The organism is Streptomyces sp. NBC_00016, assembly GCF_045040885.1.
Lineage (GTDB): Bacteria > Actinomycetota > Actinomycetes > Streptomycetales > Streptomycetaceae > Streptomyces > Streptomyces coriariae.
Window position 1 is genome coordinate 2,251,079 of the sequence record NZ_CP108304.1, and the last position, 22,283, is coordinate 2,273,361.

General features: G+C 70.5%; 21 protein-coding genes. 11 read left to right on the plus strand and 10 right to left on the minus strand.

Annotation, left to right across the window (positions count from 1 at the left end):
• Positions 1 to 108 precede the first annotated feature (108 nt).
• The 8 genes from ccrA to OG933_RS10100 all read left to right on the plus strand — a co-directional run bounded on the left by ccrA (position 109) and on the right by OG933_RS10100 (position 9,296).
• Positions 109 to 1,446 (plus strand): crotonyl-CoA carboxylase/reductase, encoded by a 1,338-nt coding sequence (ccrA, locus tag OG933_RS10065; protein ID WP_028806122.1) that lies wholly within the window; start codon positions 109 to 111, stop codon positions 1,444 to 1,446.
• 17 nt (positions 1,447 to 1,463) lie between these two features.
• Positions 1,464 to 3,491 carry a protein meaA gene (locus OG933_RS10070; protein ID WP_362523047.1) on the plus strand — a complete coding sequence of 676 codons (2,028 nt, stop codon included), beginning with the start codon at positions 1,464 to 1,466 and terminating at the stop codon, positions 3,489 to 3,491.
• Complete coding sequence (locus OG933_RS10075; RefSeq protein ID WP_020125550.1) at positions 3,488 to 4,447, plus strand: CoA ester lyase; 960 nt, start codon at positions 3,488 to 3,490, stop codon at positions 4,445 to 4,447. Before OG933_RS10070 ends, OG933_RS10075 begins: the two co-directional genes overlap by 4 nt.
• A 5-nt stretch (positions 4,448 to 4,452) precedes the next feature.
• Positions 4,453 to 4,977 carry a MaoC family dehydratase gene (locus OG933_RS10080; RefSeq protein WP_362273271.1) on the plus strand — a complete coding sequence of 175 codons (525 nt, stop codon included), beginning with the start codon at positions 4,453 to 4,455 and terminating at the stop codon, positions 4,975 to 4,977.
• 2 nt (positions 4,978 to 4,979) lie between these two features.
• Positions 4,980 to 6,194: an acyl-CoA dehydrogenase family protein gene (locus OG933_RS10085; RefSeq protein ID WP_362273270.1), complete on the plus strand. Its 1,215-nt coding sequence runs from the start codon at positions 4,980 to 4,982 to the stop codon at positions 6,192 to 6,194.
• A gap of 170 nt (positions 6,195 to 6,364) precedes the next feature.
• Positions 6,365 to 7,021 (plus strand): phosphatidylserine decarboxylase, encoded by a 657-nt coding sequence (locus OG933_RS10090; RefSeq protein ID WP_020125547.1) that lies wholly within the window; start codon positions 6,365 to 6,367, stop codon positions 7,019 to 7,021.
• A 22-nt stretch (positions 7,022 to 7,043) separates the two neighbouring features.
• A complete protein-coding gene (gene pssA, locus OG933_RS10095; protein ID WP_081549332.1) occupies positions 7,044 to 7,862 on the plus strand; it encodes a CDP-diacylglycerol--serine O-phosphatidyltransferase in 819 nt (272 codons plus the stop codon).
• 207 nt (positions 7,863 to 8,069) lie between these two features.
• Positions 8,070 to 9,296, plus strand: a complete 1,227-nt coding sequence (locus OG933_RS10100; protein ID WP_405633322.1) for an alpha/beta hydrolase — start codon at positions 8,070 to 8,072, stop codon at positions 9,294 to 9,296.
• 7 nt (positions 9,297 to 9,303) lie between these two features.
• On the opposite strand, the gene OG933_RS10105 is transcribed toward OG933_RS10100, so the two are convergent.
• Positions 9,304 to 10,422: a glycerate kinase gene (locus OG933_RS10105; protein WP_267021761.1), complete on the minus strand. Its 1,119-nt coding sequence runs from the start codon at positions 10,420 to 10,422 to the stop codon at positions 9,304 to 9,306.
• 210 nt (positions 10,423 to 10,632) lie between these two features.
• Between OG933_RS10105 and OG933_RS10110 the strand changes: the two genes are divergently transcribed.
• Complete coding sequence (locus tag OG933_RS10110) at positions 10,633 to 11,721, plus strand: ADP-ribosylglycohydrolase family protein (RefSeq protein WP_405626590.1); 1,089 nt, start codon at positions 10,633 to 10,635, stop codon at positions 11,719 to 11,721.
• Positions 11,722 to 11,833: 112 nt separating this feature from the next.
• Positions 11,834 to 12,334: an NUDIX domain-containing protein gene (locus OG933_RS10115; protein WP_405626591.1), complete on the plus strand. Its 501-nt coding sequence runs from the start codon at positions 11,834 to 11,836 to the stop codon at positions 12,332 to 12,334.
• Between the two features lie 27 nt (positions 12,335 to 12,361).
• On the opposite strand, the gene OG933_RS10120 is transcribed toward OG933_RS10115, so the two are convergent.
• On the minus strand, positions 12,362 to 12,562 hold the full coding sequence (locus OG933_RS10120) for a type II toxin-antitoxin system VapB family antitoxin (RefSeq protein WP_054241626.1): 201 nt from the start codon (positions 12,560 to 12,562) through the stop codon (positions 12,362 to 12,364).
• Between the two features lie 77 nt (positions 12,563 to 12,639).
• On the opposite strand from OG933_RS10120, the gene OG933_RS10125 reads away from it, so the two are divergent.
• Entirely contained in the window at positions 12,640 to 13,374 is a 735-nt protein-coding gene (locus tag OG933_RS10125) for an SIR2 family NAD-dependent protein deacylase (RefSeq protein ID WP_405626593.1), read from the plus strand.
• Positions 13,375 to 13,405: 31 nt separating this feature from the next.
• Here the strand turns inward: OG933_RS10125 and OG933_RS10130 are convergent, their stop codons facing one another.
• From OG933_RS10130 to lpdA, 8 genes are all read right to left on the minus strand, one after another.
• On the minus strand, positions 13,406 to 14,428 hold the full coding sequence (locus OG933_RS10130) for a TolB family protein (RefSeq protein ID WP_405633326.1): 1,023 nt from the start codon (positions 14,426 to 14,428) through the stop codon (positions 13,406 to 13,408).
• Positions 14,429 to 14,451: 23 nt separating this feature from the next.
• Positions 14,452 to 15,720, minus strand: coding sequence for an MFS transporter (locus OG933_RS10135; RefSeq protein WP_405626595.1), 1,269 nt, complete (start codon positions 15,718 to 15,720; stop codon positions 14,452 to 14,454).
• 5 nt (positions 15,721 to 15,725) lie between these two features.
• Complete coding sequence (locus tag OG933_RS10140) at positions 15,726 to 16,616, minus strand: alkaline phosphatase family protein (RefSeq protein ID WP_362523057.1); 891 nt, start codon at positions 16,614 to 16,616, stop codon at positions 15,726 to 15,728.
• A 204-nt stretch (positions 16,617 to 16,820) separates the two neighbouring features.
• A complete protein-coding gene (locus tag OG933_RS10145) occupies positions 16,821 to 17,330 on the minus strand; it encodes a methylated-DNA--[protein]-cysteine S-methyltransferase (protein ID WP_405626597.1) in 510 nt (169 codons plus the stop codon).
• Between the two features lie 9 nt (positions 17,331 to 17,339).
• Complete coding sequence (locus OG933_RS10150) at positions 17,340 to 18,830, minus strand: AlkA N-terminal domain-containing protein (RefSeq protein WP_405626599.1); 1,491 nt, start codon at positions 18,828 to 18,830, stop codon at positions 17,340 to 17,342.
• 115 nt (positions 18,831 to 18,945) lie between these two features.
• Positions 18,946 to 19,410 carry a hypothetical protein gene (locus OG933_RS10155; protein ID WP_362523063.1) on the minus strand — a complete coding sequence of 155 codons (465 nt, stop codon included), beginning with the start codon at positions 19,408 to 19,410 and terminating at the stop codon, positions 18,946 to 18,948.
• Positions 19,407 to 20,693 (minus strand): hypothetical protein, encoded by a 1,287-nt coding sequence (locus OG933_RS10160; protein WP_405626600.1) that lies wholly within the window; start codon positions 20,691 to 20,693, stop codon positions 19,407 to 19,409. The genes OG933_RS10155 and OG933_RS10160 overlap by 4 nt, the downstream gene beginning before the upstream one ends.
• Before the next feature lie 133 nt (positions 20,694 to 20,826).
• Positions 20,827 to 22,239: a dihydrolipoyl dehydrogenase gene (gene lpdA, locus OG933_RS10165; RefSeq protein ID WP_405626601.1), complete on the minus strand. Its 1,413-nt coding sequence runs from the start codon at positions 22,237 to 22,239 to the stop codon at positions 20,827 to 20,829.
• Positions 22,240 to 22,283 lie beyond the last annotated feature (44 nt).

The following is a 22,283-nucleotide window of genomic DNA, read 5'->3' on the forward strand; positions in this document are numbered from 1 at the left end:
CACATCCGCCGAACCGACGGCACGTTCACCCCAAACCCTCAGCAGCACCGACGTAACCCTCAGCGCCCCGCCCTCAGGGCGCTCACCGCCGGAGGCAACACCGTGACCATGCAGAAGATCCTGGACGCGATCCAGTCGCCGGACTCGACGCCGGACGACTTCGCCGCACTGCCGCTCCCCGAGTCCTACCGCGCGATCACCGTGCACAAGGACGAGGCGGAGCTGTTCGCCGGGCTCGAGAGCCGCGACAAGGACCCCCGCAAGTCCCTCCACCTGGACGAGGTGGCCCTGCCCGAGCTCGGTCCGGGCGAGGCCCTGGTGGCCGTCATGGCCTCCTCGGTCAACTACAACTCCGTGTGGACCTCGATCTTCGAGCCCGTGTCGACGTTCTCCTTCCTGGAGCGCTACGGCAGGCTCAGCGAGCTCACCAAGCGGCACGACCTGCCGTACCACGTCATCGGCTCCGACCTGGCGGGCGTCGTCCTGCGCACCGGCCCGGGCGTCAACGCCTGGAAGCCGGGCGACGAGGTCGTCGCGCACTGTCTGTCCGTGGAGCTGGAGTCGTCGGACGGCCACAACGACACGATGCTCGACCCCGAGCAGCGCATCTGGGGCTTCGAGACCAACTTCGGCGGCCTCGCGGAGATCGCCCTGGTCAAGTCCAACCAGCTGATGCCGAAGCCGGACCACCTGTCGTGGGAGGAGGCGGCGGCCCCCGGCCTCGTCAACTCCACCGCCTACCGGCAGCTCGTCTCCCGCAACGGCGCCGGCATGAAGCAGGGCGACAACGTCCTGATCTGGGGCGCCAGCGGCGGACTCGGCAGCTACGCCACGCAGTTCGCGCTGGCCGGCGGCGCCAACCCGATCTGTGTCGTCTCCTCCCCCGAGAAGGCCGACATCTGCCGGGCCATGGGCGCCGAGGCGGTCATCGACCGCAACGCCGAGGGCTACAAGTTCTGGAAGGACGAGCGGACCCAGGACCCGAAGGAGTGGAAGCGTTTCGGCAAGCGCATCCGCGAGTTCACCGGCGGCGAGGACATCGACATCGTCTTCGAGCACCCCGGTCGCGAGACCTTCGGCGCCTCGGTCTACGTCACCCGCAAGGGCGGCACCATCACCACCTGCGCCTCGACCTCGGGCTACATGCACGAGTACGACAACCGCTACCTGTGGATGTCCCTGAAGCGGATCATCGGCTCGCACTTCGCCAACTACCGCGAGGCCTGGGAGGCCAACCGGCTGATCGCGAAGGGCAAGATCCACCCGACGCTGTCGAAGGTCTACTCCCTGGAGGAGACCGGCCAGGCCGCCTACGACGTGCACCGCAACCTCCACCAGGGCAAGGTCGGCGTCCTCGCGCTGGCCCCCGAGGAGGGTCTGGGTGTGCGCGACGAGGAGAAGCGCGCCCAGCACATCGACGCCATCAACCGCTTCCGCAACATCTGAGACACCCGGGGTCATAGATGACTGAGCGTCAGAAGGACCGGCCGTGGCTCATGCGCACGTACGCCGGTCACTCCACGGCCGAGGCGTCCAACGAGCTGTACCGGCGCAACCTCGCCAAGGGCCAGACGGGTCTGTCGGTCGCGTTCGACCTGCCCACCCAGACCGGCTACGACTCCGACCACGTCCTCGCCCGCGGCGAGGTCGGCCGGGTCGGCGTGCCGGTGGCCCATCTCGGTGACATGCGCAGGCTGTTCCAGGACATCCCCCTGGAGCAGATGAACACCTCGATGACGATCAACGCCACCGCCATGTGGCTGCTGGCGCTCTATCAGGTCGTCGCCGAGGAGCAGGGCGCGGACATCACCCTGCTCCAGGGCACGACCCAGAACGACATCGTCAAGGAGTACCTGTCCCGGGGCACGCACGTGTTCCCGCCGGGGCCGAGCCTCCGTCTCACCACGGACATGATCGCGTACACGGTCTCCCACATCCCGAAGTGGAACCCGATCAACATCTGCAGCTACCACCTGCAGGAGGCCGGGGCCACGCCGGTCCAGGAGATCGCGTACGCGATGTCCACGGCGATCGCCGTGCTGGACGCCGTCCGCGACTCCGGACAGGTGCCGGCCGAGAAGTTCGGCGAGGTCGTCGCCCGTATCTCCTTCTTCGTCAACGCGGGCGTCCGCTTCGTCGAGGAGATGTGCAAGATGCGCGCCTTCGGCCGCATCTGGGACCGGATCACCCTCGAGCGCTACGGCATCGAGAACGCCAAGCAGCGCCGCTTCCGCTACGGCGTCCAGGTCAACTCCCTGGGCCTGACGGAGGCGCAGCCGGAGAACAACGTCCAGCGGATCGTCCTCGAGATGCTCGCCGTGACGCTGTCGAAGGACGCACGCGCGCGTGCCGTGCAGCTGCCCGCCTGGAACGAGGCCCTGGGCCTGCCCCGCCCCTGGGACCAGCAGTGGTCGCTGCGCATCCAGCAGGTGCTCGCCCTGGAGAGCGACCTGCTGGAGTACGAGGACATCTTCGAGGGCTCGAAGGTCATCGAGACCAAGGTGGGCGAGCTGGTCGAGGCGTCCCTCGCGGAGATCGACCGGATCCAGGAGATGGGCGGCGCGATGGCCGCCGTCGAGTCCGGCTACCTCAAGTCGCAGCTCGTCTCCTCGCACGCCGAGCGCCGGGCCCGGATCGAATCCGGGCAGGAGAAGATCATCGGCGTCAACATCTTCGAGACGACCGAGCCCAACCCGCTCACCGCGGATCTCGACACGGCCATCCAGACGGTCGATCCGGCGGTCGAGGCCCGGGTCATCGCCTCCCTCGAGAACTGGCGCGACACGCGCTACCAGCCGCCCTTCAACCACCCGCGCCCGTGCAAGGCGCTGGAGAAGCTGAAGGAGGCCGCCAAGGGCACCGCCAACCTCATGGAGGCCACCCTGGAGTGCGCCAGGGCCGGGGTCACGACCGGCGAGTGGTCCGGGGCGCTGCGCGAGGTGTTCGGCGAGTTCCGCGCCCCGACCGGGGTGTCGTCGGCGCCGGTGGCCGTCCCGGCCGAGGAGGGCTCGGCCATGGCCGACGTCCGCCGCCGGGTCGATGTGACCGCGAAGGACATGGGCGTCGGCAAGCTGCGCTTCCTGGTCGGCAAGCCGGGCCTGGACGGGCACTCCAACGGCGCCGAGCAGATAGCCGTCCGCGCGCGGGACGCCGGCTTCGAGGTGGTCTACCAGGGCATCCGGCTGACGCCCGAGCAGATCGTGGACGCCGCGCTGGAGGAGGACGTGCACGCCGTCGGCCTGTCCATCCTCTCCGGCTCGCACGCCCAACTGGTGCCTGACGTCCTCGAACGGCTGCGTGTGGCCGGTGCCACAGACATCCCGGTGATCGCCGGTGGCATCATCCCGAATGGAGACGCCGAACAGCTCAGGGCTGCCGGCGTGGCCGCGGTCTTCACCCCGAAGGACTTCGACATCACCGGAATCATCGGCCGCATCGTCGACGAGATCCGGAAAGCGAACAAGCTCGACCCCCTGGAGGTCCCCGCATGACCGTCAACCGTCTGCGTCCCCGCCGCTCGTGTCTCGCGGTCCCGGGCAGCAACCCCCGCTTCCTCGAGAAGGCGCAGGGCCTCCCGGCGGACCAGGTGTTCCTCGACCTCGAGGACGCGTGCGCGCCGCTCGCCAAGCCCGAGGCGCGGCACACCATCGTCAAGTTCCTCAACGAGGGCGACTGGACGGGCAAGACGAGGGTGGTCCGGGTCAACGACTGGACGACCGAGTGGACGTACCGCGACGTCGTGACGGTGGTCGAGGGGGCCGGACCCAACCTCGACTGCATCATGCTGCCGAAGGTGCAGAGCGCGCAGCAGGTCGTCGCGCTGGACCTGCTCCTGACGCAGATCGAGAAGACCATGGGCTTCGAGGTCGGCCGCATCGGCATCGAGGCGCAGATCGAGAACGCGCAGGGCCTCAACAACGTCAACGAGATCGCCACGGCTTCCCAGCGTGTCGAGACGATCATCTTCGGCCCGGCCGACTTCATGGCGTCGATCAACATGAAGTCGCTGGTCGTGGGCGAGCAGCCGCCCGGCTACCCGGCGGACGCCTACCACTACATCCTCATGAAGATCCTGATGGCCGCCCGTGCCAACGACCTCCAGGCGATCGACGGCCCCTACCTCCAGATCCGCAACGTCGACGGCTACCGCGAGGTCGCCGGACGCGCGGCGGCCCTCGGCTTCGACGGCAAGTGGGTGCTGCACCCGGGCCAGGTCGAGGCGTCCAACGAGATCTTCTCGCCGTCGCAGGAGGACTTCGACCACGCCGAGCTGATCCTGGACGCGTACGACTACTACACGTCCGAGGCGGGCGGCAAGAAGGGCTCGGCGATGCTCGGCGACGAGATGATCGACGAGGCCAGCCGCAAGATGGCGCTGGTCATCTCCGGCAAGGGCCGCGCCGCCGGCATGCAGCGCACCAGCAAGTTCGAGATCCCGGAGGGCTGAGCGCCATGCAGTTCGGACGCACCTACGAGGAGTTCGAGGTCGGGGCGACGTACAAGCACTGGCCGGGAAAGACGGTCACGGAGTACGACGACCACCTGTTCTGTCTCCTCACCATGAACCACCACCCGCTCCACATGGACACCAACTACGCGGAGCAGACGACCGACTTCGGCAAGAACGTCGTCGTGGGCAACTACATCTACTCCCTGCTGCTCGGCATGTCCGTGCCGGACGTCTCGGGCAAGGCGATCGCCAACCTGGAGATCGAGTCGCTCAAGCACGTGGCGCCGACCTTCCACGGCGACACGGTCTACGGGCAGACGACCGTGCTCGACAAGTGGCCGTCGAAGTCGAAGAACGACCGCGGGATCGTCTACGTCGAGACCAAGGGCTACAAGCAGGACGGCACCCTGGTCTGCGTGTTCCGCCGCAAGGTGATGGTGCCGACCGAGACGTACATCAAGGAGCGCGGCGGCGAGCAGCCGGGCCGCCCGGAGCTGAACGACCCTTCGGAAAAGACGGAGAAGTAGCCATGGCGCGCCTCGCCCAGACCGCCGGTCTGACCGACATCCAGCAGGAGATCCTCTCCACCGTCCGCGACTTCGTGGACAAGGAGATCATCCCGGTCGCGACCGGGCTGGAGCACCGCGACGAGTACCCGCAGCAGATCGTCGACGGCCTCAAGGAGTTGGGCCTGTTCGGCCTGATGATCCCCGAGGAGTACGGCGGTCTGGGCGAGTCGCTCCTGACGTACGCCCTGTGCGTGGAGGAGATCGCCCGCGGGTGGATGTCGGTCTCCGGCATCATCAACACGCACTTCATCGTGGCGTACATGCTCAAGCAGCACGGCACGCAGGAGCAGAAGGACCACTACCTGCCGAAAATGGCGGCCGGCGACATCCGCGGCGCCTTCTCCATGTCGGAGCCGGCTCTCGGCTCGGACGTGTCCGCGATCACGTCGAAGGCGGTGAAGGACGGCGACGAGTACGTCCTCAACGGCCAGAAGATGTGGCTGACGAACGGCGGCACGTCGTCGCTGGTGGCCGTTCTGGTCCGAAGTGACGAAGGACACTCCCCCGAAGAGGCGGCCGCCAAGCCGCACAAGTCGATGACGACCTTCCTGATCGAGAAGGAGCCCGGCTTCGGTGAGGTCCGCCCCGGCCTGACCATCCCGGGCAAGATCGACAAGATGGGGTACAAGGGGGTGGACACCACCGAGCTGATCATGGATGGCCTGCGCCTTCCCGCCGATCGCGTGCTCGGCGGGGTCACCGGCCGAGGTTTTTACCAAATGATGGACGGGGTCGAGGTGGGTCGCGTCAATGTCGCGGCCCGTGGTTGCGGCGTCGCCCAGCGTGCCTTCGAGCTGGGCGTCTCGTACGCCCAGCAGCGCCACACCTTCGGCAAGCCGATCGCCCAGCACCAGGCGATCCAGTTCAAGCTCGCCGAGATGGCTACCAAGGTCGAGGCCGCCCATGCCATGATGGTGAACGCCGCACGCAAAAAGGACTCCGGGGAACGAAACGACCTTGAGGCAGGGATGGCGAAGTACCTCGCCTCCGAGTACTGCAAGGAGGTCGTGGAGGATGCCTTCCGGATCCACGGAGGCTACGGCTTCTCCAAGGAGTACGAGATCGAGCGCCTCTACCGCGAGGCCCCGATGCTGCTGATCGGTGAAGGCACCGCAGAAATCCAGAAAATGATCATCGGGCGCAGGTTGCTCGAGGAGTACCGGTTCCAGGGCTGATTGTCCGGGTTGGGGGTGTTTTCTTCGAGAAGAAGATCACACCCCGTCAACTTCCCTCTGCCGTCGACTCGGCTTCCTTGCTTACCCAGTTGTGGCCCCGAACCGCTACGATCGCGGAAAGCCGCCGTCCCCCCGTCGAAGCGCGGCATCATCCGCTACGAAGGTCATCCATGCCCCACAGCCAAACCTCTGCACACCGCGACAGCCTGGTAGGCGCACGCCTCGCGCGCGGAGCATCGCCGTGGCTTCTGCCGACCGTCGCCACCGCAGCCGTCAGCCTGCTGCGCGCCCGCCGCTCGGGTGCCGCCAAGGCCGTCGCCGTGCCCGCCACCGCTCTCGCGGCGGGCATGCTGTGGTTCTTCCGCGACCCCGAGCGCGAGATCGCCTCGGGCCGGGTCATCTCCCCCGCCGACGGTGTGGTGCAGAGCATCATGCCGTGGAAGGACGGACGCACCCGGGTCGCGATCTTCATGAGCCCGCTCAACGTCCACGTCAACCGCGCGCCGCTGGCGGGCACCGTGACGTCGGTCGAGCACATCCCCGGCGGGTTCGTGCCGGCGTTCAACAAGGAGAGCGAGAACAACGAGCGCGTCGTCTGGCACTTCGACACCGAGCTCGGTGACATCGAGATGATCCAGATCGCCGGAGCCGTCGCCCGCCGCATCGTCCCCTACATCCCCGAGGGCACGAAGGTCGAGCAGGGCGAGCGGATCGGCCTGATCCGCTTCGGTTCGCGTGTCGACATCTACCTCCCCGAGGGCGTGGACGTCGCGGTCGAGGTGGGGCAGAAGACCGTGGCAGGGGTGACTCGCATTGACCGTGATTGACCCGGAGACCCAGGCGGGCTGGGTGCCCGAGGCCGACGAGGTGGACGAAGAGGAGGAGATGCCCCTCTCTCTCCGCCTGTCGATAGCGGACACCCTCACCCTCGGCAACGCAACGTGCGGCTTCATGGCGGTGTACTTCACCACCACCGGCATCCTGATCCCGCACCTCACCGGCAGCCAGGAATCCGGCATGGCCCGCCACAGCGCGGCCACGGCGGTCATCCTGATGCTGTGCGCGGCGGTCTTCGACCTGTTCGACGGCCTGGTCGCACGCAAGCTGCGCTCCTCCCCGATGGGCGCGGAACTGGACAACCTCTCGGACCTGATCAGCTTCGGTCTGGCCCCGGCGTACTTCGTCCTGGTCTACGGCATGGTCGCCGACGACGCCCACCAGCGGGTGGCGGCGGTCGGGGCGATCGTGGTGCTGCTCGCGGTGGTGCTGAGGCTCGCGAGATTCTCGTGCGTCACTGTCAAGGACGGCACCTTCCAGGGCATGCCGTCGCCGTTCGGCGCGCTGACGGTCGTCTCGATCGTGCTCCTCGAGCTGCCGTTCGTCGCCACGCTCATGGCGATCATCGGCACCGCCTGGCTGATGGTGAGCCGGGTCGAGTACCCGAAGCCGCGGGGCCGCCTCGCCGGCGCGATGCTCGCCTGGATCGTGCTGTCGATGGGCCTGCTGGCGGCCTGGGCGTTCGACGCCCCGAGCGGTCAGCTCCTGCTCCAGACCGGCTGCGCGCTGCAGCTCGTCATGGGCGCGGTCATCCCCCTGTTCGCCACGGCCCGCCGGGTGAACAACTTCCGCGACAACCGGCGCGAGGCACGAGCGGCACAGCTGCCCTGACCTTCGCTCCACCGCTTGACGGGTGCGGCCCGGACCTTCGAGGTCCGGGCCGCACCCGTTTCGCGTTCAAGGTCGTCCGAGGTATGCCCTTGCCTCGTCAACTACTCGCGATCCATGCGCGGTTGCAGAGCGTGAGGAAGAAGAGGACCGTGGAAGGAGGGGGGATTGTACGAGAATCACCCCCTTTTCACCCTTCGGGAGATGGCCATGGCCTCACTCGTCCTCAAGGAACATCTGGTACCGCACATCTCGAAGATCCCCGCGAACTACGGAGACCCGGTACTGCTCGCCGTCAGGGAGTACGACGGCACCCACGGCAGCAACCCGCACAAGCCGGTCCTCATGCTGCACGGCAGAAGCGTCCCGGCACTGGCCGGTTTCGACCTGGCGCCGGTGCCCAACGGGCACGCCACCCGGTACAGCTGGGCCCAGGAACTCGCGCAGGACGGTTACGACGTCTTCGTCATGGATCTCCAGGGCTCCGGGCGGTCGACACGCCCGAAGGTGATGGACGAGCCGTGCAACGCCAACCCGACGCAACAGCAGGCCGTCCTCGTCCCCCACCCGCTTGCGGAACCCTGCTCGAGCCAGCCCCCGTACCCGCACGAGCTGGGCAATACGGAGAGCGAGGCGGCAGAGCTCGCAGCGGTGGTCAAGTACATCCGGGCCGTGCCCGGCCTGGACAAGCCGATTCGATTCGTCGGCTGGTCCGCGGCCGCGCTCGTCATGGGCCCCTACACGCTCCGCCATCCCGAGGACGTCGAGAGCCTGTTCCTGCTCGCCCCGGTCTTCCCGCCGAAGGGGCGGTGGTCGGGGAACCCCGTCGATCCCTTCGGGCGCCCCTCCGGTGTGTCGACGCTGCCCGTGTCCGTACCGCCCAACCTGTTCGGCTTCCCGATGCACGTGGCCGGCAAGACGGGGTTCAAGGCGTCGCTGGTGAGCACCCCCGCCCTGTGGGAGCCCGGCATCGACGAGCGCGCGTGGGACGCCTGCGTGCAGGACGACCCCCTCGCCGGCAAGTGGGGCCCCGAGGAGGCACCGGGCGTGTACGAGGGTGTCCTGCGGTACCGGAACACGTACTCGTGGGGCTGGAACAGCCAGACCGCCGTGTACGAGAACCCGGCCGGCACGCGGGTGCTCGGCAAGAGGGTCCCCGTACTCATCGCCTACGGGGAGCTGGACCGGACGGCGAACAGCCCCGCGACGTTCCCGGACATCCTGCGCTTCTCCGTGCCGGCCCTCTACGACGCCGTCAAGGGACCGAAGACGCTGATGTTCTGCCTGGCCGGCGCGGGTCACTCCCTGGTCTGGGAGACCACCGCGAAGACCGTCCATCACTTCTCGAAGCAGTGGTTCAAGAACGGCAAGGTGGAGGGCCTCGCCAACGGCAGCTACTTCAGGGAGACCGACGGCGACCTGATCCCCCTGCCGTAGCCCCCGCTCAGCTCAGGAAGTCGCGGCCGATCTGTTCCGCCACCCGCTCCAGGATCGGCCCGGCGTCCGAGATGCACCGGGCGATGTCCGGCTCGGCATCCGTCAGCGGATAGGCGCGGCGGATGCCGGCCCGGCCCAGCTCCGCCGGGGGCAGGGCGAGGCGGCCGCAGACGGCGACGACCTCCTTGCCGGCCGCCCGGGCTGCCGCGGCGACGCCCGCGGGGGCCTTGCCGTGCAGGGTCTGCTCGTCCAGCGAGCCCTCACCGGTGATCACCAGCTCGGCCCGTTCGAGCGCCGGCGCGAAGCCCAGCACGTCGAGCATGACCTCGATGCCGGCGCGGAAGCGGGCGCCGACGAGCAGCGCCCCGTAGCCGATGCCGCCCGCGGCGCCCGCGCCCGGTGCGGCGGCGTACTCCGCCGCCTTCGACCCGAGCGCCGTCTCCAGTACCTCCGCGTAGTGCGTGAGCGCCGCGTCCAGCGTCTCGACGTCGTCCGGCGAGGCACCCTTCTGCGGGCCGTACACCGCCGGTGCGCCCTTGGGGCCCGTCAGCGGGTTGTCGACGTCGCTCGCCAGGACCAGTTCCACGGAGGCCAGCCGGGGATCCAGCTCCGACAGGTCGGCGCGGGCCAGCTCCGCGAGACCGCCGCCGCCGGGGGCCACCGGCTCGCCGTCCTCGTCGAGGAACCGCGCGCCGAGCGCGGACAGCATGCCCGCGCCGCCGTCCGTGGTGGCGCTGCCGCCGACCCCGAAGACGATCGTCCGCACTCCCGCGTCCAGCGCGGCCCGCAACAGCTCTCCCGAGCCGTAGGTCGACGCCGTGAGGGGCGCGAAGACGCCGGCCGGGAGCCGCTGCAGGCCGCTCGCCTCCGCCATCTCCACGACCGCCGTGTCGCCGCGTACCGCGAACGCGGCGGTCACCTCCTGCCCGAGAGGCCCGGCGACCCGCACCTCCCGGCGTTCGAAGCCCGCCGCGACCGCCGCGGCAACGGTCCCGTCACCGCCGTCCGCGACGGGCAGGGCCTCCACCTCGAGGTCGGCCACGACCCGGCGCAGCCCGGCCGTCACCCGCTCGGCGACCTCCACGGCCGTCAGCGAGCCCTTGAACTTGTCCGCGGCCACGAGCACCCGTCGGGTGCCCCGCGCTGGAGCGTCCGTCACCTTGCATCCCCTTGCTCTCCGGGCCCCGCGCACGTCAGGGCCAGTCGCGCCGCTGCGACCTTAACCGGAAGGCGCCCCCGCCGTCATGCGGTGCCCGGACCCTGGAACGACCCTGAGCGGCGGCTGTGGGCCGTCGCAACCCTCGCGGGTGTCACCGGAATCGGGTAGACCGGACCCATGACCCCTGTGGGTGGCGAGCCGAAGCTCGCCGACCGCGTCCTCGGGGGCTGGCTGGGCCGGATCGCGGGCAACATGCTCGGCAAGCCGGTCGAGCAGGGCGACCTGTGGACGCGCGAGCGCATCGACCGCTATCTGCGGCGGGCCGCAGCCCTGCCGCTCACCGACTACCTGCCCGAGCCGGCCACCGAGGAGGACGGCCTGCGGCTGCGCCCGGAGTGGCGGGAGTGTGTGCGCGGCCGCATCCACGGCAGCTGCCGCGACGACGACGTCGACTACGCGATCCTCGGTCTCGATCTCCTGGAGACCCACGGCTTCGACTTCAGTACCGAGCAGGTCGGCGACCTGTGGCTGCTGCGGCTGCCGTACCTGCAGACGTTCACCGCCGAGCGGGCCGCCTACCGCAACCTGACGGCCGGGCTGAAGCCGCCGCTGACGGCGACCTACGACAACCCGTACCAGGAGTGGATCGGCGCCCTGATCCGCGCCGACATCTACGGCTGGACCTGCCCGGGGCTCCCCCGCCGCGCCGCCTCCCTCGCCCGCCGGGACGCGGTGCTCTCGCACACCGGCAACGGCGTGTACGGCGCGATGTTCGCGGCCGCGCTGATCTCGGCGGCGTTCACCGCGCCGACGGTGCGCCACGCACTCGACGAGGCGCTGGCCGTCGTCCCGGCGAGCAGCCGGCTCGCGCGGACCGTGCGCCGGGTCGCCTCCCTCCACGACACCCGTATGACCTGGGAGGACACGCTCGCCACGGTGAGCGAGGAGACGGCGGGCCTGGGCTGGATCCACACCGTCCCGAACGCCGCCGTCCTCACCGCCGGGCTGCTGTACGGCGACGGCGACTTCACCCGGACCGTCACGCTCACCGTGCGCGGCGGCCTGGACACCGACTCCAACGGCGCGACGGCCGGTTCGGTGGCCGGTGTCCTGACCGGCGCCTCGGCGATCCCGCCGCAGTGGACGGAACCGCTGGAGGACACCGTGCGCAGCGCGGTGTTCGGCTTCGACGGCGCCCGCATCAGCGAGCTGGCGCGGCGGACGCTGCGGCTGGTCGGGGAGCGGGACCGCCCGGCGGAGATCTGAGCCGGAACGCGACCGGCGCGGCCCCCCTTCGCGGCATCCCTTCGCCGGCCGCCCTTAGGCTCGTCGCCCGTACGCTCGTCGCCCTTACGCTCGTCGCCCTTACGCTTGCCGGATGAGCATCCCCGGCACGCCCGACTTCGCGACGTACATCGCCTCCCTGCCGCGTGTCCTGGCCGGCGCCGCCGCGATCTTCCGGGACGCCGAGGGGCGGGTCCTGCTCGTCGAGCCGAACTACCGGGCGGGCTGGGCGCTGCCGGGCGGCACGATCGAGTCCGACACCGGCGAGAGCCCCCGGCAGGCCGCGCGCCGCGAGACGCTCGAGGAGATCGGTCTCGACCGCGAACTCGGCCGGCTGCTCGCGGTGGACTGGGTGCTCGGCCCGGACCGGCCGCCGCTGATGGCGTACGTGTACGACGGCGGGGTCCTCGACGCGGACGACTGCAAGGCGATCCGGCTCCAGGAGTCGGAGTTGCTGTCCTGGCGGCTGGTCCCGCGCGAGGAGCTCACCGACTACCTGCTGGGCGCCCTGGGCCACCGGGTCCTGGCCGCCCTGGACGCGCTCGCGGACGGCTCGACCACGGCGGAACTGGAGAACGGCCGTCCCGCCCGCTGACCCGCGGCCCGCCGGCCCCCGGCCCGCTCAGCCCTCGACGTCGCGCGGCTTGCCGTCCACCTCGCGCAGGGCCTCGTCCCGGACGGCGGTCCTGGCCTCCGTGCGATGGCCGCGCTCGATGTAGTCGCGCACGACCAGTTCGACGGCGTCCTGGGGGTTGCCCACACCGGTGAGCACCATGACTTCGACGACGAGTTCGGCGTCGAGGGAGACAGCGACCTTGGCCATGCGGGGACGGTAACACCGGCCGGGGCGCCGCGATATACGCTCGCGACCCCCCTCCTCCCGGCCCTACGCTCGCCCACATGAGCAAGCCTCTCGTCGCCGTTCTCAGCGGGGCCGGTGTCTCCACGGACTCCGGCATCCCCGACTACCGCGGTCCCAAGGGGCTGTGGCGGCAGGACCCCGAGGCGGAGAAGCTCGTCACGTACGAGTACTACATGGGCGATCCGGAGATCCGGCGGCGCTCCTGGCAGATGCGGCGCAGGACCCAGGCGCTGGAGGCCGAGCCGAACGCCGCGCACCTGGCCGTCGCCGAGCTGGAGCGGTCCGGGGTGCCGGTGCGGGTGATCACACAGAACGTGGACGGGCTGCACCAGCTCGCCGGGATGCCCGTGCGCAAGGTGCTCGAACTGCACGGCAGCGCGCGGAGTGTGGTGTGCACGCGGTGCCACGCCAGGGGGCCGATGCAGGACGCGCTGGCGCGGGTCGAGGCCGGTGAGGAGGACCCGGCGTGCCTGGCCTGCGGCGGGATCCTGAAGCCGGCCACGGTGATGTTCGGCGAGCGGCTCGACCCGGTGGTGCTGGGCGAGGCCGTCGCCGTCACCAAGGCCTGCCAGGTCTTCGTCGCCGTCGGCACGAGTCTGCGGGTCCAGCCCGCCGCCGGGCTGGCCGGCGTCGCCGCCGACCACGGGGCCCGGCTCGTGATCGTCAACGCCGAGCCGACGCCGTACGACGAGATCGCCGACGACGTCGTCCGGGAGCCGATCGGGACGGCGCTGCCGAGGCTGTTGCGGGAGCTGACGCGGACGGAGCTCTGACGGTACGTCCCGTCACCTCGGGTAGGTCCTGTCACCCCAGGTAGGCGGGGGCCACGGCGGAGGTCATGAGGGTGCGGGCCGTGCCGCCGCCGTCGGCGGGGACGGTCCACAGGTCCGAGCCGTAGTCGCCGGGAAGGGCGTAGACGAGGGTGTAGTCGTCGGCCCACAGGGCCTGGTCGTCGATGTTCCGCCGCTCGGCGGTCGCGGTCTCCTTCAGGGTGCGCAGGTCGAGGACGTACAGCCGCCAGGGGGCGTCGGGCGAGGCTCCCCGGACGCGCTTCTTGTAGGCGATCCGGGTGCCGTCGGGTGAGAGCGAGGGGCATTCGACGTTGCCGTGCAGGGTGGTGAGGGTGCGGGCGGCGAGGTTGCCGCGGACCAGGTAGGTCCGGCCGCCGGTGGCCACCGTGGCGTAGAAGCGGCTGTCGTCGGCGAAGGTGACTCCCCAGACGTTGACGTCCGCCGCGCGGTAGGTCCGGCCGTCCTTGACGATGCGGAAGGTCTCCAGGTTGTCGTCGACGGCCCAGGTCCGGGTGTCGGCGATGGCGGTACGGGTGGAGAAGGCGGTGCCGGCGTAGGAGTCTCCGCTGACGAAGACCGTCCAGGCCACCAGACGGCCGGAGGGCGAGACCCGGGCCCGGGTGGGGATGCCGGCCGCCGGGAAGCGGTGCAGCTCGTGCAGGTGCGCGTCGAGCACCACCGCCCGGTAGGTGTCCTCCAGCGCGCCGTGCACCGCCTGGAGGCAGATGCCGGTTCCGGCCGCCGCGTGGAAGCGCAGGCACTTGACGCCCGACGCGGTGCGCGGCCCCTGCGGGTCGTCGGCCGGCACGGTGGCGATCTCGTCGCGGTGCGGGCCCCAGGCCAGGTTGCGCACCAGCAGCCGGCGGCCGGACGTCGGCCGGAGCGAGACGGCACCGGCCCGCACGGTCGGACCGTCGGCCTGCTGCACGTCCCGCACGCCCGACCGGTGGGCGGCGTGCAGCACCGATCCGGTGCCGACCGCGCCGAGCAGCGCCACTGCGACCAGCAGGACCACCAGGCGGGTCGTGCTGGTCATGCGGGTCGTGCGGGTCGTGCGCGTCATGCGGGCACCTCATCGGTGGATCGGAGGACGAACGAGGCCACGACGGCGCTCACGGCCAGCGCGGCGGCGGTGACGGCGAGGGCGGCGCGCCCGCCCCACAGGCTCCAGGCCGCGCCGAAGGCGAGCGAGCAGGTGAAGCGGGCCAGTGCCTGGCCGGTGCCGACCAGCGCCTGACCGGCTCCTTGCTGACGGTCCGGTACGGCGCCGGCGGTGGCGGCCGCGAGGACCCCGTCGGTCGCGGCGTAGAAGGTGCCGTGCAGGACGAGGACGGCGACCACGGCAGGGGCGCCGTGCCAGGGGGAGAGCACCAGGACGTAGCCGAGCAGCAGGACGCCGTGGCCGGCCAGGAAGAGCCGGCGGCTGCCGACGCGGTCGGCGAGAGCGCCGAGCGGCAACGCGAGCAGCAGGAAGACGGCGGCGGTGCCCAGCGGCAGCAGCGGGAAGAGATGGGCGGGCAGGGCCCCTTCGCGCTGGAGCAGCAGATAGAGGAAGGAGTCGCTGACGGTGGTCAGGCCGAGCAGGGTCGCGCACACCGTGATCCCGCGCAGCTCGGGGCGGCGCAGGAGCCCGAGTGCGTCCCGGAGCACCGGCCGGGCCGGTTCGGGTGGTTGCACGGCGCCGGCGGGGACGATGTGGCGGGGCACGAAGAGCACCAGCACCAGGACTCCGAGCACGGCGACGCAGCCGCTGACCGCGAAGACCGCGTCGTAGCCGTCGACGGTGGCCCGCAGCACGGCGAAGGCGACCAGCGGACCGAGCAGCGCGCCGGTGGTGTCCATGGCCCGGTGCACCCCGAACGCCCGTCCCCGGTGACGGGGTTCGGTGGCCAACGAGATCATCGCGTCGCGGGGGGCGGTGCGCAGCCCCTTGCCGGTGCGGTCGGCGGCGAGTACGGCGCTGATCACGGGGAGGGTGTGGGCGAGCAGCAGCAACGGCTTGCACAACGCCGACAGGCCGTAGCCGAGGCCGGCCACCACCTTGTGCCGACGGCCTCCCCGGTCGGCGAGGTGGCCCCCGGCCAGCCGGACCAGGGCCCCGACGCCGTTGTTGATGCCGTCGAGGAGCCCGAACCCGAGCGGTGACAGGCCGAGGCCCGCGACGACGTAGAGCGGCAGGACGGCGGTGACCATCTCCGAGGAGACGTCCGTGATCAGGCTGACGGCGCCCAGGGCCAGCACGGTGGAGGGCACGGCGGCCGGCCGCCGCCCCGGACGGGAGTCCGGGGCGGCGACGGGCTTGGTGCTGCGGGAGTCCGCGAGATACACGGGCGTCAGTTCCAGATGCCGGTGATGTCGGACGCCGAGGAGGCGTTGCCCGCGTGCGCGGTCAGACCCGCCAGGTCCTCCACGGTCCGCAGCACGTTGTAGTGGTTGTAGGTGGTGGAGCTGGAGCTGCCGGGAGTGACGTGCTGCCCGTAGAAAACGGTGGGGATGCGGTTGCCGGACAGCTTGTTGTCCTCGTCGAAGGTGACGGCGAGGATGCTGTTGTGGGTCTTGGCCCAGGTGGCGTAGGCGCCCAGGTTGTTCTTGATCCAGGTGTCGCCCGTGGAGACCGAGCAGTCGTGCATGTCACTGCACAGGTTCGGTACGACGAAGGAGACCTTGGGCAGGGTCGTGTAGTCGGTCGGGAACTGCGCCATGGTCTTCGCGGTGCTCGTCGGCACGTTGGAGAAGCCGAACCACGGGTTGTGCTTCTGGGCGTAGTTGCCGCTGCTGCAGGTCGTGGAGCCCTGACTGGGCAGCGACTCGTTGTAGCTGGCCCAGGTCTTGCCGGCGGCGATCAGCTCCGAGGCGAGGTTCGGCTTGGAGAGCGACCCGACCGAGACGCAACTGTCGTCGGTACGGCCCTGGTTGGACCCCGAGAACAGCATGTAGTAGTTCGGCTCGCTGGGGTGGGTGAGGCCGTAGGACTGGGTGAGGTCGGCGCCACCCGCCTTGAGGGTGTTGTTGAGGTAGGGGGCGCTGGAGCTGCCGATCACCTGCGAGTAGGCGTGGTTCTCCATCACCACGACCACCACGTGGTCGGGGGTCGGGAGAGCCGCCGCCTCGGCGGTGGAGGCCGTGGCGGTCCACACGCCGATCGACGTGGCGGTGAGGGCGACGGCCCCGGTGAGTGCGGCGAGGGGTCGTCGGTTGCGCTGGGAAGCCTTGACGGCGGCCATGACTGTCCTCCGGACAGAAGTGACGGACGTGCGGGGGGGGGCGGCGCCGCAAACCCTAGGAGCCCCGGACCTGGCCTGAGTGAAGGCCAGACGAACGGCGGGCCCCACCGGGCAAAGGTCCTCCCAGCCATAGGTCATGCACAGGTCATGTACAGCAGGAACCCCCGCCCATCCGCTCGACGGCCGTCACGGGGACGTGAGCCCTCAGGCCTCGAGCGAGAAGAGGGCCGTGTCGCCGGGGGCGGTGCCGCCCTCGAAGTCCAGCAGGCGCCGCTTGCGGTCCAGGCCGCCGCCGTAGCCGGTGAGGCCGCCGCCGGCCCCGATCACACGGTGACAGGGCACGATGATGCCGATGGGGTTCCTGCCGTTGGCGAGACCCACCGCGCGGGAGGCGGTCGGATTGCCGAGGGCCTCGGCGAGTTCGCCGTAGGTGCGGGTCTCGCCGTACGGGATCTTCCGCAGTCCGTCCCATACGGAGCGCTGGAACGGGGTGCCGTGCAGGCGGAGTTCGAGGCTGAACTCCTTCAGCTCGCCTGCGAAATAGGCCTCCAGCTGCTCCTCCGCGTCCCCGAACAGGGTGTCGTCGCGAGGGCCGAAATTCTCCTCGGGTGGGCGGTGGCGCTGTTCGGTCATGTAGAGGCCGCACAGGACGCCGTCGTCGGCGACGAGCGTGAGAGGGCCGTACGGGCTGTCGACGATCGTGTGCTGATTCACGGAAGTTCCTTACACGGGGAGGAAGTTGATCGGGTGGCTGTCGGTCGCCCAGAGGTACTGGACGGCGTACGCCCGCCAGGGGCGCCAGCCCGCGGCGCGGGCGGTGAGCGCCGCCGGGGTGGAGGGCAGGCCCAGTTCCTTCGCGGCGCGCCGGATTCCGAGGTCGGTGGGGAGGAAGGCGTCGGGGTCGCCGAGGGCGCGCATCGCGATGACGTCGACCGTCCAGGGCCCGAAGCCGGGCAGCGCGAGCAGGACGGCGCGCGCCTTCGGCCAGTCGCTCTCCACGCCCAGGTTCAGTGTTCCGTCGGCGAGTCGTCCGACGAGGGTGGTGAAGGTGGTGCGGCGGGTGCGGGGCATCGCCAGCGTGTCGGGGTCGACGGCGGCGAGCGCCTCGGCGGTCGGGAAGAGGTGGGTGAGGCCGCCCTCCGGGTCGTCGACCGGTTCGCCGTGCGCGGTGACCAGGCGGGCCGCGTGGGTGCGGGCGGCCGCCGTGGAGACCTGCTGGCCCAGCACGGCACGTACGGCGAACTCCGCCTCGTCGACCGTACGGGGCACCCGGCGGCCGGGCGCCTTGTCCACCAGGGGCGCGAGCAGCGGATCCGTGCGCAGCTGGTCGTCGATGGCGACCGGGTCGGCGTCCAGGTCGAGCATGCGCCGGCAGCGGCTGATCGCGACCGTGAGGTCGCGCAGGTCGCTCAGGGTGAGGCGGCAGCCGATGTGGTCGGGGTTCGGGGTGAGCGCCACGATGCCGTGCCCGTACGGCAGCCGGAGCGTGCGGCGGAACGCGCCGTCCCGCCACTCCTCGACCCCCGGGACGCCGGTCGCGGCGAGGTGCCCGAAGAGGTTGTCCGGGTTGAGCGGGGCCCGGAAGGGCAGGCGCAGGACGAGCGTGCCGGGCGCGGCCGGGCGGGCCGAGGGGTTCTTCCGCGGTACACGGGCGCGCAGTTCGCTCGGGGAGAGCGCGAAGACCTCGCGCACGGTGTCGTTGAAGGTGCGGATGGAGGCGAAGCCGGACGCGAACGCGGCCTCCGCCATCGGCAGTTCGGTCGTCTCGATGAGCAGGCGAGCGGTCTGCGCGCGCTGCGCGCGGGCCAACGCGAGCGGGCCCGCGCCGAGTTCGGCGAGGAGTTGGCGTTCGACCTGGCGGGTGCTGTAGCCGAGGCGGGTCGCGAGTCCGGGCACGCCTTCACGGTCGACGACACCGTCGGCGATCAGCCGCATGGCGCGGGCGACCAGGTCGGCACGCTGGTTCCACTCCGGGGAGCCCGGTGTGGTGTCGGGCCGGCAGCGCTTGCAGGCGCGGAAGCCGGCCTGCTGGCAGGCGGCGGCGCTCGGGTGGAAGACCATGTTCTGCGGCTTGGGCGGCACGACGGGGCAGCTGGGCCGGCAGTAGATGCCGGTGGTCAGGACCGCCGTGAAGAACCAGCCGTCGAACCGCGCGTCCTTGGACCGCACGGCGCGCACACAGCGCTCGCGATCGGTGTACATCCCGTTCTGCATACGTCCAGCATCGGCCAGTCGCCGATCCGGCGCTGGCGAGAATCCGACATCGACCTCGCCTGGCCTGCACCGCTCACCGGCTCCCCCACGGTGCCGGGACGCGGTGGTACCGGCCTCAGCCCGTCCTCTCCGGCCACGACGCCAGCGACCAGATCACGAACACGTCGATCCCCATGACCACGATCGACCAGAGCGGCTCGTAGGGCAGGAACAGGAACTGGGTGACCAGGCTCAGCGCGGCGAGGAAGATACCCGCGAAGCGCGCCCAGGTCACGCCCTTGAGGAGGGCCGCGCCGGTCGCCGCCGCGACGACACCGAGGACGAGGTGGATCCAGCCCCAGCCGGTGAGGTCGAGTTCGTAGGCGTACGAGCCCACGCGGGCGTAGATGTCGTCCTCCGCGATGGCCGCGATGCCCTGGAGAACCGCGAGCACCCCACTGCACAGCAGCAGGACACCGGCGAAGACGACGCCCCCGGCCAGGCCGTCGTGCGCGGCGGGCCGGGACGGGCCGCCGGGGGGCGTGGACCAGGAGGTGCCGATGTCACCGTGCGGCTCTCCGGTCGGGGAGTGCGAGCTCATGCGGGGCTGTCCTTTCGGCGGGGCCGGGTCGCGAGGAAGTCGACGATCGCCAGCGCGAAGAGCAGGGCGAGGGCGAGACCGATCACGACCCAGCCGGTCGGATACGGCCACAGGACAAAGGCCAGGACGGCTCCCGCGGCCAGGATCCAGGTGATCCAGGCGCGGTAGCGGTCGACGAACGGGCCGACGGGGCCTGTGCGCAGTCCGGCGTGGTCGGCGGTCGCGCGCACGGCACCGATGCCCGAGTGCCACAGCCGCCGCACCAGAGCGGCATGGCGGCCGGGCCCGGTCAGCCAGGCGGCGAGGGCGATCACCACGCCGAGGGCGACCACCGACCGCACGGAGGTACGCAGGAAACGGGTGAGCGTGTCGTACACGGACCCGGCGGCCGCCTGGGAGACACCGGCCGGGAGGGCGTCCAGGTAGACGACCCGGAAAACGGTCAGCGCGACGCCCAGCAGGAGCACGGCGAAGGCGAAACAGAGCGCGGCGACGATCAGGACGCGGCGGCGGTGCGCCGAGAGCAGGACGCCCCCCGCCACCAGCAGGACCGCGATGACGGGCAGCCAGAAACCGGCCAGCTCCAGCAGCCGGAAGTAGGTCTTGACCTTGCCGATGTCCTCGGACTCGACGACCGTGAAGTTGGTGTGGATCTCGGGGATCTTCCCCGCGACGGTCATCCCGGAGTCGACCAGCCGTTGCTTGACCTGGTCGACGACCGGGGCGAGATCGACCGTCACCGTGTCGTTCTCGATCTTCACCGCGCCGCCGCCCCTGCCTGTCAGAGCCTTCTCGACGGAGCTGTGGATCCGGCGGTTGGCGTCGACCCAGATCCTCTCGAAGGCGTCGGAGGCCACGACCGCCTGCGCCTTGTCGTGCACGAAGCTGCGGACGGCGCTCTCGAGCGAGGGCCCGAGCCTGCCGAGGGCCTTCTCCAGCAGGGGACGCTGGGCCGGGACGACGTCCTGGAGGAGTGCGGTGAGGTCGATGCGATCCATCAGCGCGTTCGTGACGCGGGTGGCGGCCGCGTTCTGGACGTCCTCGTCGGAGGCCAGCGGGCGGACGGTGTCGACGTAGCGGTCGGTGTCGCCCACGATGCTCGACGTCCAGGCCGCCACCAGGCCCAACGGGGCGAGGACGCAGCCGAGGACGATGAGGACGACCGCGAAGATCGAGCGGACCCGGTGGTGGGTGGGACGACGGGTGCGCTCCTCCTCCAGTGCCGCGATGCGGGCCCTGAGTGCGTCCAGCTCCGCGTCGGCGGGGACACCGCTTTCCGGCATGGCGGAGACTCCCTCGCCGTCGGTCGGGTCCGGCCCGGGTCGGACCGGTGGATGCCAGCACATCCCGGCCGTGCGGCGGCGGCGAGCGAGGCGGGGCCGTTCGGATGAACGACCCCGCCCGCACGGAGGGCCGCTACATGTTGATCATGTGCCCGGCCAGGCCGTGCACGGCCTCCTTGACGGCCTCGCCCAGCGTCGGGTGGGCGTGGACGTTGCGGGCGACCTCGTGGACGGTGAGGTCCCACTGCTGGGCGAGCGTCAGCTCGGGGAGCAGTTCGGTGACGTCGGGGCCGATCAGATGACCGCCGATGAGCTCGCCGTACTTGGCGTCACTGATCAGTTTCACGAAACCGGTGGTGTCGCCGAGACCGTGCGACTTGCCGTTCGCGGTGAACGGGAACTTCGCCACCTTGACGTCGTAACCCTTTTCCCGCGCCTGCGCCTCGGTGTAGCCGAAGCTGGCGACCTGGGGCTGGCAGTAGGTGGCGCGCGGGATCATGGCGTAGTCCAGCTCCATGGTCTCCGCGTCGGCGAGGGTCTCGGCGGCGATGACGCCCATGGCCTCGGCGGCGTGCGCCAGCATCAGTTTCGCGGTGACGTCGCCGATGGCGTAGATGTGCGGGACGGAGGTGCGACAGCGGCCGTCGACGTCGATCGCGCCGCGCTCGGTGACCCGCACGCCCGTGTTCTCCAGGCCGTAGCCGGTGACGTTGGGGGCGAAGCCGATCGCCTGGAGCACCTTGTCGGACTCCAGGACCTGCTGGGCGCCGTCCTTGCCGGTGACCGTGACGAGGACCCGGGGACCGGACTCGTCGATGGACTCCACCCGGGTGGAGGTCAGCACATCGATGCCCAACTTGCGGTACTGCTTGGCCAGTTCGGCGGAGACCTCGGCGTCCTCCAGGGGCGCGACCCGGTCCAGGAACTCGACGATCGTGACCTTCACACCGTAGTTGTGCAGGACGTAGGCGAACTCGATGCCGATGGCGCCGGCGCCCGCGATGACGATCGACTGCGGAAGGTCGTCGGCGAGGATCTGCTCCTCGTACGTCACCACTCGCGCACTGCGCTTGGTGCCGGGGAGCAGCTTGGGGGTCGCGCCGGTGGCGATGATGCAGTGGTCGAAACCGAGGGTGCGGGTCTCCCCGTCGTAACCGGTTACCCGCAGGGTGTGGTCGTCGACGAAAGCACCGCGGCCGTCGAACTCGGTGATCTTGTTCTTCTTCATCAGGTAGTGGACGCCCTTGACCCGGCCGTCGGCGACCTTGCGGCTGCGACGGTACGCCTCTCCGTAGTCGAAGGAGACCTGTCCGTCGACCTTGATGCCGAAGGTCTTCGCCTCACGCGTGAAGATGTGGGCGAGCTCGGCGTTGCGCAGAAGGGCCTTGGTGGGGATACAGCCCACGTTCAGGCAGACGCCGCCCCAGTATTTCTCCTCGACGACGGAGACGCGCTTGCCCAGCTGGGCGGCGCGGACCGCGGCGACGTAGCCGCCCGGACCGGCGCCGAGGACCACGACGTCGAAGCGTTCGTCCTGCTCGGTCATGGATTCGTTTCCTTTTCCGTGGAGTGCGATACGGGTGATGCGTG

What these genes read in the sequence shown, in the direction of transcription:
- OG933_RS10085 (WP_362273270.1), top strand. Translation starts at nt 4,980, where the DNA reads ATGGCGCGCCTCGCCCAGACCGCCGGTCTGACCGACATCCAGCAGGAG.
- OG933_RS10080 (WP_362273271.1), top strand. Translation starts at nt 4,453, where the DNA reads ATGCAGTTCGGACGCACCTACGAGGAGTTCGAGGTCGGGGCGACGTAC.
- OG933_RS10075 (WP_020125550.1), top strand. Translation starts at nt 3,488, where the DNA reads ATGACCGTCAACCGTCTGCGTCCCCGCCGCTCGTGTCTCGCGGTCCCG.
- OG933_RS10130 (WP_405633326.1), bottom strand. Translation starts at nt 14,428, where the DNA reads ATGACCAGCACGACCCGCCTGGTGGTCCTGCTGGTCGCAGTGGCGCTG.
- OG933_RS10160 (WP_405626600.1), bottom strand. Translation starts at nt 20,693, where the DNA reads ATGCCGGAAAGCGGTGTCCCCGCCGACGCGGAGCTGGACGCACTCAGG.
- OG933_RS10125 (WP_405626593.1), top strand. Translation starts at nt 12,640, where the DNA reads ATGAGCAAGCCTCTCGTCGCCGTTCTCAGCGGGGCCGGTGTCTCCACG.
- OG933_RS10115 (WP_405626591.1), top strand. Translation starts at nt 11,834, where the DNA reads ATGAGCATCCCCGGCACGCCCGACTTCGCGACGTACATCGCCTCCCTG.
- OG933_RS10140 (WP_362523057.1), bottom strand. Translation starts at nt 16,616, where the DNA reads ATGGCCGCCGTCAAGGCTTCCCAGCGCAACCGACGACCCCTCGCCGCA.
- OG933_RS10150 (WP_405626599.1), bottom strand. Translation starts at nt 18,830, where the DNA reads ATGCAGAACGGGATGTACACCGATCGCGAGCGCTGTGTGCGCGCCGTG.
- OG933_RS10090 (WP_020125547.1), top strand. Translation starts at nt 6,365, where the DNA reads ATGCCCCACAGCCAAACCTCTGCACACCGCGACAGCCTGGTAGGCGCA.
- ccrA (WP_028806122.1), top strand. Translation starts at nt 109, where the DNA reads ATGCAGAAGATCCTGGACGCGATCCAGTCGCCGGACTCGACGCCGGAC.
- OG933_RS10070 (WP_362523047.1), top strand. Translation starts at nt 1,464, where the DNA reads ATGACTGAGCGTCAGAAGGACCGGCCGTGGCTCATGCGCACGTACGCC.
- OG933_RS10155 (WP_362523063.1), bottom strand. Translation starts at nt 19,410, where the DNA reads ATGAGCTCGCACTCCCCGACCGGAGAGCCGCACGGTGACATCGGCACC.
- OG933_RS10120 (WP_054241626.1), bottom strand. Translation starts at nt 12,562, where the DNA reads ATGGCCAAGGTCGCTGTCTCCCTCGACGCCGAACTCGTCGTCGAAGTC.
- OG933_RS10110 (WP_405626590.1), top strand. Translation starts at nt 10,633, where the DNA reads ATGACCCCTGTGGGTGGCGAGCCGAAGCTCGCCGACCGCGTCCTCGGG.
- lpdA (WP_405626601.1), bottom strand. Translation starts at nt 22,239, where the DNA reads ATGACCGAGCAGGACGAACGCTTCGACGTCGTGGTCCTCGGCGCCGGT.
- OG933_RS10100 (WP_405633322.1), top strand. Translation starts at nt 8,070, where the DNA reads ATGGCCTCACTCGTCCTCAAGGAACATCTGGTACCGCACATCTCGAAG.